Origin of the sequence: Parabacteroides sp. HGS0025 (assembly GCF_000969845.1) — a bacterium.
GTDB classification, from domain to species: Bacteria; Bacteroidota; Bacteroidia; order Bacteroidales; family Tannerellaceae; genus Parabacteroides; species Parabacteroides gordonii.
Map to the genome: position 1 here is coordinate 3656281 of NZ_KQ033902.1, position 12482 is coordinate 3668762.

Below are 12482 nucleotides of genomic sequence, written 5' to 3' on the forward strand. Positions count from 1 at the left end.
TTCCACCCTAATGAAACTATAGTTTCTTCAGGGTGGAACATTTAGTATATAACAAGAGCCAGTATTTTATGTCGTTACTATCTTAATATTACCAGGACATTGACAGGCCCATGCGCACCTAACACCAATGCCTGTTCTATATCGGCTGTTTTGGATGGGCCGGAGACAAAGAAGCCGAACTTGTAATCATCCCCTTCTACACGTCGATAGGCTTCATGCATATTATTTACCAGATCGTCTTTATCGATAATAATAACCAACCCTGTCGGGATGAAGTAAAGCGCTTTATGTTTCACCTGCTGCGTGATCCAGACTGCTCCGTTCTCGGCAACCCCGAAACGACCTTCCACGACAGCCAGGTCTGTATTATTTAATTCCCGCGGATCGGAAACTGCATCCGGATTGAATGTAGCAACGGTTATTTCCGGCAGATTGGAAGCTATCCGTTTGCCTTCGGGAAAGTATTTCCGGATCAGGTCGTTGATATCTTCCCCGGATTGTAAAACGACCGCCTGACCTCCTGCCGCCTTCAGTGACTCGGAGAACTGTTCGGTCTTATCTTCGTAAGTGATCGCATCCAACGTGATTGCGGGTTGCTCATAACGTGTTCCGGTATGGCTGCGGATACGTTCTAATATAGATTCTTTGCTACTCATGATTTTACTTTGTTTTTCTTCCACATATCGTTGAACGACTCTTTGGCAAAAGCCGGCATTTCACGTCCCTTTCCCCAGGCATTCAGCCCGTTATAGATCATAAAGCGGGGCAGTTTATTTACCAGCGGGGCGAACTTCAGGGCTGTATTGAACAGTCGGGGACGTTCCATCAGGAACTTCATACCGCCTGACATGACTTTCTTTTCCGCACTGGCCTTGCCGATCTTATCCAACTCCTGCCGCCAGCGGTAAATCTGTTCGCCCAGGTCTATCTTCACGGGACAGACATTCGAGCAGGACAGGCACAAGGAACAAGCCGACACATTATCCGAATATTCCACCGGGTTCTTCAGCATTCCCAGATTGATACCGATCGGGCCCGGGATAAAGTATGTATAAGAATATCCTCCGCTACGGCGGTAAACAGGGCAGGTATTCATACACTCACCGCAACGGATACAGTTCAGCGTACGGATATGATCGGGACGAGCCAGGATATCACTTCGGCCGTTATCTACAATAATAATATGGAACTCGCCACCGTCAGCCGGTTTGCGGTAATGGGAAGTATAGGATGTGATAGGCTGCCCCGTACCGGAACGGGCAAGCAAACGGGTAAAGACGCCCAATGCCTCCAGGTTGGGAACGATCTTCTCCATCCCCATCACGGCAATATGTACCTTCGGGAAAGAAGTTCCCATGTCGGCATTTCCTTCGTTGGTGCAGACAACGATCTCGCCGGTAGATGCTACGGCAAAGTTCACGCCTGTCATAGCGACATCGGCATGCAGGAACTTTCCGCGCATGTTCTTACGGACTTCATGCGTCAGGTAGGTCGGATCGAAGTTTCCTTTTTCCGTACCCATTTCACGCTCCATCATCTCCCCTACCTGTTCCCTTTTAATATGGATGGCAGGAAGTACGATATGGCTGGGCGTCAGATGCATCAATTGAAGGATGCGTTCGCCCAAGTCACTTTCAATGATATCGAAACCTTTTTCCTGAAGGTATTCGTTCATACGGCACTCTTCGGTCAGCATCGATTTGCTTTTTATCAGGTTACGGGCATTATGTTGCCGAAGGATGTTGTAAACGATTTCGTTGTGTTCGTCTGCATCTTTCGCCCAATGTACGATTGCTCCGTTGGCCTGGGCATTCTCTTCAAACTGTTGCAGCAGCGTATCGAGGTGACTGTTCGAATACAGCTTGATATCGCAGGCCAGTTCACGCAGGCGTTCCCATTCGGGGAGCGAGCGGCTCATTTTGTCTCTTTTGGCACGTACCATCCAAAGGGTTTCGTCGTGCCAGGCTTCCTGTTTCCTGTTCTCAATGAAACGGGCAGCAGCTATAGAATGTTTCGTGCTCATAATCCGGCGGCTAATATTTGAGTAATGTGAATTGTACGGATCGGCAGATGTTCCCGTTCGATCACGCCTTGCATATGCATCAGGCAGGAACTGTCGGCTCCGGTGATAAACTCGGCTCCGGTGCTCATATGATCCTTTACTTTATCGTGTCCCATACAAACCGATACTTCCGGTTCTTCCACGGCAAACATTCCACCGAAACCGCAACATTCGTCGATACGTTTCGGTTCCAGCACCTCAATGCCCTTCACCAGCTTCAACAGATCGCGCAGTTTGGAGAAATAAGGGATATTCATTTCACTCGGAGAGGATAGATGCAGTTCACGCACGCCATGACAACTGTTATGGATGCTTACCTTATGAGGGAAAACGGCGGGCAGTGTTTCCGGTTTTACGATATCGTGAAGGAACTCGCAGATATCGTATATCTTGCCACTGTTCAGGCAGGCATGCCCTTCGGCTTCCAGAATACCCGGATGATTTTCTTTCACGAAAGCGACACAGCTGGCCGAGGGGCCGACCACATAATCATACTGCCGGAACAGTTCTTCCATACGCAAGGCCAGTTTCAACGACTCATTCTCGAAACCTGCGTTTGCCATCGGCTGGCCGCAACAGGTCTGGTCTAAGGGGTAGTCGACATCCAGGCCCAAATGCTTTAAGAGTTTGTAGGAGGCTACACCGACCTCCGGATACACCGCGTTGATATAACACGGGATAAATAGTCCTATCTTCATATTGGTTGAATTATAACATAAGTATAACTATTCCCATTTAAGATATGTTTTCCAAAACTATTAAAAAAAGAGGGGAGACATTCAGTCCCCCCTCTCTTGCAACAGTATCTTATACGTTGATTTATTTATATTCCTGCCAGCTCTTGATCTCGATATCATCTATCGATAAGGTGCAGAATGCTTCGATAAAGGCGCTTGCCAGGCGGGCATTCGTGATCAGAGGGACATTCAGGTCGGTTGCGGCACGGCGGATCTTATAACCGTTGTCCAGCTCACCGGCTGAAAGGTCGCGCGGGATATTGACCACCATGTCGATCTTCTTTTCATGCAGCATGGTGAGTGCCTGCGGCTGTTTGCCTTCTTCACTCGGCCAGTAGACCAGCGTGCTCGGGATATTGTTCTCTTCCAGGAAACGGTGTGTTCCGCCGGTAGCGAACAGGCTGTAACCTTTCCGGGCAAGCATCTTCGCTGCATCCAGCATGGCTACTTTCTGCTTCGGTGTTCCGGTTGAGAGCAGGATATTCTTTGCCGGGATACGTTGTCCGACCGACAACATACTGGTCAGCACTGCTTCTGAAAGATCATCGCCAAGGCAACCTACTTCACCGGTCGATGCCATATCCACACCCAGCACCGGGTCGGCTTTCTGCAAGCGGTTGAAGGAGAACTGCGAAGCTTTGATACCGACATAATCGAGGTCGAACGCATTCTTATGCGGCTTTTCGACCGGCAAGCCCAGCATGATACGGGTAGCCAGTTCGATGAAGTTTATCTTTAACACCTTGCTCACGAAGGGGAAACTACGTGAAGCGCGGAGGTTACATTCGATAACCTTGATCTCGTTGCCCTTCGCCAGATATTGGATATTGAACGGGCCGGAGATATTCAGCTCCTTCGCGATCTGTTTGCTGATGCGTTTGATGCGGCGCACCGTTTCCACATACAGTTTCTGTGCCGGGAACTGGATCGTCGCATCACCGGAGTGTACACCGGCAAACTCGATATGCTCGCTGATGGCATACATCACGATCTCGCCGTGATCGGCCACCGCATCCATTTCCACCTCTTTGGCATGTTCGATGAACTGGCTGACTACGACCGGATGCTTCTTGCTGACATTGGCCGCCAGTTGAAGGAAACGTTCCAGCTCTTCCTGATTGGAGCAGACATTCATCGCCGCACCACTCAATACGTAACTCGGGCGAACCAGTACCGGGAAGCCTACCTCCTCCACGAATGTATTGATATCGTCCATAGAAGAAAGCTCTTTCCAACGCGGTTGGTCTACTCCGATGCGGTCGAGCATGGCGGAGAACTTCTCGCGGTCTTCGGCATTGTCGATACTCTTCGCGGATGTTCCGAGGATATTTACATGTTGTTCGTCCAGGCGCATCGCCAGGTTGTTCGGTATCTGCCCTCCGGTAGAGACGATCACGCCGTGCGGATTTTCGAGTTCGAGGATGTCCATTACCCGTTCGAAAGTCAGTTCGTCGAAGTAAAGACGGTCGCACATATCGTAGTCGGTCGAAACCGTTTCGGGGTTATAGTTGATCATCACCGAGCGCCACCCCTCCTTGCGGATCGTGTTCAGTGCCTGCACACCACACCAGTCGAACTCTACCGAGCTACCGATACGGTAAGCACCCGAACCCAGTACCACGATAGAACGTTTGTCTCCTACATACTGCACATCGTTTTCCGTTCCGCTGTAAGTCAGATACAAGTAGTTGGTCTGTGCCGGATATTCGGCGGCGAGAGTATCGATCTGTTTCACTACCGGAAGGATGCCGCGGTATTTACGATCCTGGCGCACCTGCAGGATGGCTCTTTCGCCGTCTTCCATTTTATCCTTGAAGATGGCGCGGGCAATCTGGAAGTCAGAGAAACCCTGCACTTTTGCCAGACGGAACAGGTCATCGGGAATATCAGTTATCTTGCTGAAACTTTCCAGGGCTCCGGCGGTCTGGATGATATTATATAGTTTTTGAAGGAACCATTTGTCGATCTTTGTCAGGTCGTGTATCTGGTCGATCGTGTAACCGGCACGGAAGGCCTTGCTGATGACGAAGATACGACGGTCGGTCGGCTCGTTCAACGCCTTGTCGATATCGGGAATGACCAGTTCTTTGTTTTCTACGAAGCCGTGCATACCCTGTCCGATCATGCGGAGACCTTTCTGGATCGCTTCTTCGAAGGTACGGCCGATCGCCATTACCTCTCCTACCGACTTCATGCTCGAACCCAGTTCGCGGGCTACACCGTGGAACTTACCCAAGTCCCAGCGCGGTATCTTACATACCACATAGTCGAGTGCCGGTTCGAAGAAAGCGCTGGTTGTTTTCGTTACCGAGTTCTTCAGGTCGAACAGGCCGTAACCCAGACCTAATTTGGCTGCCACGAAAGCCAGCGGGTAACCGGTTGCTTTCGATGCCAGAGCGGATGAACGGCTCAGGCGGGCATTGACTTCGATCACCCGGTAGTCTTCCGATTCGGGGTCGTAGGCGTACTGCACGTTACATTCTCCTACAATTCCAATATGGCGGATAATGCGGATAGCCAGTTCGCGCAGTTTATGATAGTCCGTATTGGTCAGCGTTTGTGAAGGGGCGATCACGATAGACTCGCCGGTATGGATTCCCAGCGGGTCGAAGTTTTCCATGTTACACACCGTGATACAGTTGTCGAAGCGGTCGCGAACCACCTCGTATTCCACTTCCTTCCACCCTTTCAGGCTCTTCTCCACCAATACCTGGGGAGAGAAAGAGAAGGCTTTTTCGACCAGCACGTCCAGTTCTTCTTCATTGTCGCAGAAGCCTGACCCCAGACCTCCCAACGCATAAGCGGCACGCACGATCACCGGATAACCCAGTTCGGCGGCAGCACGGCGGGCATCGGCAGCGTTCTCCACCGCTTCGCTCTTGATCGTCTTTACATCGATCTCGTCCAGTTTGCGGACAAACAGTTCGCGATCTTCCGTATCCATGATGGCTTGTACCGGAGTACCCAGCACACGGACGTTATATTTTTCCAGCACACCGCTCTGGTAAAGCGCCACACCGCAGTTGAGCGCCGTCTGTCCGCCGAATGCCAGCAGGATACCTTCGGGGCGTTCCTTTTCGATCACCTTTTCCACAAAGAAAGGAGTGACGGGCAGGAAATAAACCGTGTCCGCAACCCCTTCCGAAGTCTGTACCGTTGCAATGTTTGGGTTGATAAGCACCGTCTGGATGCCTTCTTCCTTGATGGCTTTCAATGCCTGGCTGCCTGAATAGTCGAACTCGCCCGCCTCACCGATCTTGAGGGCACCGCTTCCTAGTATCAGGACTTTCTTTATATCTTCTTTCATATCTACCTTATTTTTCTTGTTAACATATTTTAGGCGCATCGACTAACCAACGTTGGTTAGCTTGTCTCACTGCCTCCAGAGAGGGATTGTCAGTGCCTCCACTTAGAAGGTGTCGCTGCCGTTGGCAAAAATGCTTTGCCTGCTCACGCAAAGGGTCTTTGCCTTACCATGCAAAAGTGCTGCTACAACAACTCAACGAATTTATCGAACATAAACTCCGTATCCGTCGGACCGCTACAAGCCTCCGGGTGGAACTGTGAGGAGAAGAAAGGTTTCGTTTTATGTTTGATACCTTCGTTCGTGCCGTCGTTCATATTGATGAAGAGCGGTTCCCAGTCAGCGCCCAGTGTATCGTTATCCACCGCATACCCGTGGTTCTGTGAGGTGATGAAGCATTTCTCCGTTCCCACCATGCGAACCGGCTGATTATGGCTGCGGTGTCCGTATTTCAGTTTGTAGATAGATGCGCCTCCGGCTTTTGCCAGCAATTGGTTACCCATGCAGATACCGCAGATCGGTTTATCTCCGGAGAGTGCCTTGCGGATATTCTGGACAGCCGCATCGCAGGTATCCGGGTCGCCGGGGCCGTTGCTGATGAACAGGCCGTCGTATTCCAGCGTATTGAAATCGTAATCCCAGGGTACGCGGATAACCATTACATTACGCTTCAACAGGCAACGGATGATGTTATGCTTCACCCCGCAGTCCACCAGGACAACCCGCTTTTTGCCTTCACCTTCCCCGTAAGTAATCACTTCCTTACAGGACACTTTATCTACATAATTCACATTCGCGTACTCTCCGAAATCGGTTGCTTCGGCTTTTTCCCCGCCAATCACGATCTTTCCCATCATCACGCCATGTTCGCGCAGTTTCTTGGTCAGGGCACGTGTATCTATCCCGTAAATTCCCGGGATGCCTTCTTCCTCCAACCAGCTTCCCAAACTTTCTACAGCATTCCAATGACTATACTCATGACTGTAATCGCTTACGATAATGGCATCGGCATGAATCTTTTCACTCTCCATGAAAGTGGCAATTCCATCCGCTCCGAACGTACGGGCGGGTACACCGTAATTTCCCACCAACGGATAAGTTAACACCATCAGCTGGCCGGCATAAGAAGGGTCGGTCAGGCTTTCCGGATAACCTGTCATGGCAGTGTTGAACACTACTTCGCCGGTTACCTCTTTTTCGCAGCCAAAAGAAAAGCCACGAAAAACAGTCCCGTCGTCTAAGATCAAAGTTGCTGTTTTTTCTGTTTGCATATAATTTGTATCTTGTGTCATTTGACTAAATATTCTTCTTCCATATAATGTATGAAGGCATTGTTCACCATGCGCGCACCGCCCGGAGTCGGATAATCGCCGGAGAAATACCAGTCGCCCGGATGGTTCGGACAAGAGGCATGCAAGCCTTCGAGCGTTTGATAAACAATCTCGACCTTTGCCCGCGTACCTGCCGGGGTAAGCAATTCGACCATCTTGGCGGAGATCTCCTCGTCGGTGAACGGGGCATATATCTCCTTCACATAGTTGACGGTCGAGCCATCCGGCTGCGCCTGTTGCTGTTTCGCTTTCCGGTAAGCCTCCGTCAGCACCGGCTCCATCCCTCGGTCTTTCAGCAAAGCCACCGCCGCCCTGAATGCGATAAACTCATTCATACGCGACATGTCGATGCCGTAATAGTCCGGATAACGAACCTGCGGTGATGAAGAAACGATCACGATCTTCTTCGGATGCAAACGATCTAATATGCCGATAATACTCTGTTTCAATGTTGTTCCCCTGACGATGCTATCATCTATTACAACCAGATTATCGACGAAAGGTTCGATACTTCCGTAGGTAATATCATATACATGGGCTGCCAGATCGTTGCGGCTGTTTCCTTCGGCGATAAAGGTACGTAATTTTATGTCTTTAATTGCAACCTTTTCGGCACGAACACGCATGGAAAGTATCTGATCGAGTTCCTCTTCCTGCAAAAGATGGCTGCGGTCGGCGATCCATTCCTTTTTCAGTTTGTTCAGGTGGTTGTTCAGTCCTTCCTGCATACCGAAATAGGCAACCTCGGCCGTGTTTGGGATAAAGGAGAAAACGGTATGCCTGATATCATGGTCGACCGCTTTCAGGATCGGCTGCACCAGGTTTTCCCCCAGCTTTTTACGTTCGCGGTAGATATCTACGTCGCTACCACGGGAGAAGTAGATACGTTCGAACGAGCAGGCTTTGTTCTCCTTCGGCTCGACGATCTGCGAGGTTCTGAACTGTCCCTCTTTGCTGATAAACATCGCTTCGCCACGCTGCAATTCTTTTATATCTTCGGCCTGTACATTCATAGCCGTCTGGATAACCGGACGTTCGGAAGCCAGTACCACGATCTCGTCATCCGCATAATAGAATGCCGGACGGATACCCCACGGGTCACGTACGCTGAACAACTCGCCGCTACCGGTCAGGCCGCAGATCACAAATCCGCCGTCCCAGGTCGGCACGCATCGCTTCAGTACGTTCGAAAGATCGACATGTGCTTCGATAGCGTTTGTGATCTCCATCCCTTTCAGTCCTTCCCCCTCATATTTCTGATACAAACGCTCTATCTCGCGATCCAGGCGGTGTCCCATCTGTTCGAGCATGATGTAGGTATCGGCATACTTACGCGGATGTTGCCCGATAGCCGTTATCTCTTCAAAAATATCATTTACGTTTGTGAGGTTGAAATTTCCGCAAAGAGCGAGGTTCTTGGCTCTCCAGTTGTTGCGGCGTAAAAAAGGATGGACGTAGGAAATACCGGACTTACCGGTCGTACTGTAACGGAGATGACCCATATAAAGTTCTCCGGCGAAAGGAAGGTTTGCTTTAGCGAAAAGCGGATCGTTTAATTTACCGGGTGGTAAATCTTTGTAATGATCGTGAACGGCGGCAAATATCTCGGTTATAGCTCCTGTTCCCAACGCTCTTTCCCGAAACATATATTCTTCACCGGGACTTGCTTCTAACTTCACGCAGGCTAAACCGGCTCCTTCTTGTCCGCGGTTATGCTGCTTTTCCATCAGTAAGTAGAGTTTATTCAGGCCGTACATCCAGGTACCATACTTTTGATGATAATACTCTAAAGGCTTTAGTAACCGGACCATGGCGACTCCACACTCATGTTTAAGTTGTTCCATCTGGTTATATCTTGTTTATTTCAACTACAAAGATACGCACTTTATCAAACACATTGTTCATATTAATGCAAAATAATTGACATATTAATAGAAATAATCATTTTATCCGGCATTTGGTTAAAATATTATATATTTCCGCATTGTTTCGATAAAGTTACAATTTCAAAGAAAGAGCCGATCGCGAATATAAAATCTGTAAGGAGATTAAGGGGATATGATATAATTAATAACACCCGATCATAGCAAATCCTCCCACTCCCTATCTGTCAGCGACTTCAGCGGATCGTTTTCGGTGATGAATGTTTCGGCCAGTTCGCTCTTGGACTCTTGCAGGTTGCGTATCTTCTCCTCGATCGTGTCGGCAGTGATGAAACGGTAGACAAAGACCTGTTTATCCTGCCCGATACGGTGGGCACGGCCTTCCGCCTGCAACTCTGCCGCCGGATTCCACCAGGGATCGATGATGAATACATAATCGGCATCCGTCAGGTTCAAACCGACTCCACCTGCTTTCAGGGAAATGAAAAAGGCAGAAACATCAGGCCGGGTCGAAAAGCGGGTGATCTCCCTTTCCCTGTCGACCGTACTGCCGGTAAGCATTGCATATGGCCAGTCATGTTCCGTAAATGCCTTCGCCAACAAATCCAGGTGCGTGACAAAAGAGGAGAAGATCAATACCTTATGTCCTTCGCTGACCAATGTCTCAAAAGCATCCAGCACCTGCTCTATCTTTCCCGAACTACCCGTATAATCCGGCATCACCATCCGGGGATGATTTGCCAGCTGACGCAAACGGGTAATCCCGTTCAGAGCGACAAATGCATTCTTATTGCGTTCCTGCAAGATCGTATTTCGCAACGCATTCTTTTCTTTTTGGTAGACTTCCCGCTGTTCCGGTGTCATTTCACAGAATACCACCTCTTCCGTCAATGGCGGAAGTTCGGGCGCTACCTGTTGTTTGGTTCGCCGCAGGAAGAAAGGACGGATAATCTCCTGCAATCTTTTCGCAGCTTTCTCATTTCCCTCTTTCGTGATCGGCTGAATAAAATATTTCCTGAAACCATCCGCAGATCCCAGCAAGCCGGGATTGATAAAATTAAATTGCGCCCATAAGTCTTTCAGCGAGTTTTCGATCGGAGTCCCGGTCAGTACCAGGCGATGCTCACATTGCAGGCGGACAACCGAATGGTATGTCATGGAAGCCGGATTCTTTATATTCTGGCTTTCATCCAGTATCACATACGTAAAACGATACTTCTCCAGCAATTCGATATCCCTCCGGAGAAGCCCGTAAGTGACTAATACGATATTATACCGGTTGAAACTCTTCCAGGGTTCCCTCCTTTTCTGGTCGCCCGTATAAGTATAAACGCTCAATGTACTGAACTTACGGATCTCCCGTTTCCAGTTCGGCAACAAAGAAGTTGGTACGACGATCAGCGATGCAGGGAGAAGCGTCTCCTCTTTCTCTTTTTTCTTTTCCTCATACGGCTTTTCGTCCGGCAAATCCATTCCGAAGAACGAGAGTTGTCCACCAGAGTCGATTGTGATATTTGCTGGTTCAGCTTCAGGCAGAGTAACCTCTACGGGTTCTTCCGGATCATATATATGTTGCAGCAAAGTTATCGTCTGCAATGTTTTCCCCAGTCCCATATCATCCGCCAGGCAACCACCAAAGCCGTTTGCCGCCAGATGAACCAGCCATGAAAAACCTTCCTGCTGGTACGGACGCAAGGTCGCTTTTATTTTAGGTGGAACAGCAACAGACTCTTTCTGCACATACTCCTTCGATAAAGTATCATCCTGCTCTAATGCAGAAACGATCCCCAAGTGCATTTTCCGCACTCTGATCTCCTCTGTCCGGTCGTCGCCGAAGGCAAGCAAGTCGCTATACTTCTCAAACCAGTCCTCCGGCAATAAAGCCACCTGCCCGTCCGGCAGCACAAACTCCCGCTTCCCCTCCTGAATATGTTTTCTGAAACGGATAAAAGGGAATTGGTAATCGCCCATACGAACCATTATACGAATATCGAACCAGTCGGGAGAAGAAGCGATCTCCTGGGTAAGCGAAACCTCTCCCAGATAAAAACTCAGCGAAGTCTCTGTCTTTATAAAAGAGAAGCAAGACTCCAACTCCGTTTTATGTCGTTGCAGCCAATCGATAAAAGTATATCCGCCCGACTCCGCAGCCCGGACAAATTGCGTATCTGTAATCTGCTTGAAGTTCCATTGTTCGAGCAGGCTGATATAAGTTTGTTCCAACCGCGGGTCGCGTGTAAAATAATAAATGACAGGTTTTCCATCCACCTTTTCCAACCGGGGATAAGTAAACTCGCATTTCTTTCCCGGTGAGAAATACCGGTCTCCGTACCGGAATCGCAATTGTAATGCCGGTTCGTCATCTATAGACCGTTCGACGGATAATTCAGGGATACAGGTGCGTGCCTCCCGGATAATATCAAAGCCGGAAGATTCGCTGGGATAGTCACCAATCAAAGGAAGTGCGACCATCTCCAGATACTTTTCGGCATCAGCCAGCGGTACTTCCACATATTTTCGGGTCTGAAAAGGAATAACTTTCGATGCTTCGATCCGCTTGAATGCCAGCAACCTATCATCGAGCAGAAATATAGCAGGTCGGGATGACAGCAACATAAACCGCCTCTTCTTCAGTAAAGGGATCTCTTCCCCATCCATCCGGCTGATGGCTGTATAACGGAAAGAGTGATCCGTTATCTCGAAACGAAAAGAAATCTCCGCCTCTTTCTCTGAAAAACGTATCCGGTCATGTCCATAAAGCTGTTTGACTCCGGGCTCCTTGAAATAGACAGGTAAATGATTCGCCCGCATCAACCTGACCATCTCCCTTATTTTCTTATCTATAAACGGACGAAGCTGCTTCTTCAACAAATCCGGCGCTATCGAGTTCAGGAAAGCAGCAACGGTACGCTGCCTGGAATACACCTGCATCAGATTCTTTTCCGAATAGCTTTGCGCAATGGCAATCGCCCGCTTCTCCATATCCGACAACTCCATGTCGTCCCCGGCATGGGTAGCCTGCTCCTCCACACTGATCACATCCGTAGATACAGGTTTGGCAAAATAAGGAATAAGCAAAGGCCCCAAAACGGGATGGTTACTTAATGCGATGATTAATATATGGTTCTCGGACATTCGACTGATTATTTTATCTGAAAAGAAATT

Annotated in this window: 7 protein-coding genes; all 7 read right to left on the reverse strand. The window is 49.2% G+C overall.

Going from position 1 to position 12482, the window contains the following annotated elements; genetic code table 11:
* Nucleotides 1-77: 77 nt before the first annotated feature.
* Nucleotides 78-656 (reverse strand): LutC/YkgG family protein, encoded by a 579-nt coding sequence (locus HMPREF1212_RS14280; RefSeq protein WP_046149811.1) that lies wholly within the window; start codon nucleotides 654-656, stop codon nucleotides 78-80.
* Nucleotides 653-2023: a lactate utilization protein B gene (locus HMPREF1212_RS14285; protein ID WP_046149812.1), complete on the reverse strand. Its 1371-nt coding sequence runs from the start codon at nucleotides 2021-2023 to the stop codon at nucleotides 653-655. Before HMPREF1212_RS14285 ends, HMPREF1212_RS14280 begins: the two co-directional genes overlap by 4 nt.
* Nucleotides 2020-2760, reverse strand: a complete 741-nt coding sequence (locus HMPREF1212_RS14290) for a (Fe-S)-binding protein (protein ID WP_046149813.1) — start codon at nucleotides 2758-2760, stop codon at nucleotides 2020-2022. Before HMPREF1212_RS14290 ends, HMPREF1212_RS14285 begins: the two co-directional genes overlap by 4 nt.
* A 121-nt stretch (nucleotides 2761-2881) precedes the next feature.
* A complete protein-coding gene (gene carB / locus HMPREF1212_RS14295; RefSeq protein WP_028728035.1) occupies nucleotides 2882-6106 on the reverse strand; it encodes a carbamoyl-phosphate synthase (glutamine-hydrolyzing) large subunit in 3225 nt (1074 codons plus the stop codon).
* A 182-nt stretch (nucleotides 6107-6288) separates the two neighbouring features.
* Nucleotides 6289-7395 (reverse strand): glutamine-hydrolyzing carbamoyl-phosphate synthase small subunit, encoded by a 1107-nt coding sequence (gene carA, locus HMPREF1212_RS14300; protein ID WP_046149814.1) that lies wholly within the window; start codon nucleotides 7393-7395, stop codon nucleotides 6289-6291.
* Entirely contained in the window at nucleotides 7392-9278 is a 1887-nt protein-coding gene (locus HMPREF1212_RS14305) for an amidophosphoribosyltransferase (protein ID WP_046149815.1), read from the reverse strand. Before HMPREF1212_RS14305 ends, carA begins: the two co-directional genes overlap by 4 nt.
* A 237-nt stretch (nucleotides 9279-9515) precedes the next feature.
* On the reverse strand, nucleotides 9516-12452 hold the full coding sequence (locus tag HMPREF1212_RS14310) for a DEAD/DEAH box helicase (RefSeq protein ID WP_046149816.1): 2937 nt from the start codon (nucleotides 12450-12452) through the stop codon (nucleotides 9516-9518).
* Nucleotides 12453-12482 lie beyond the last annotated feature (30 nt).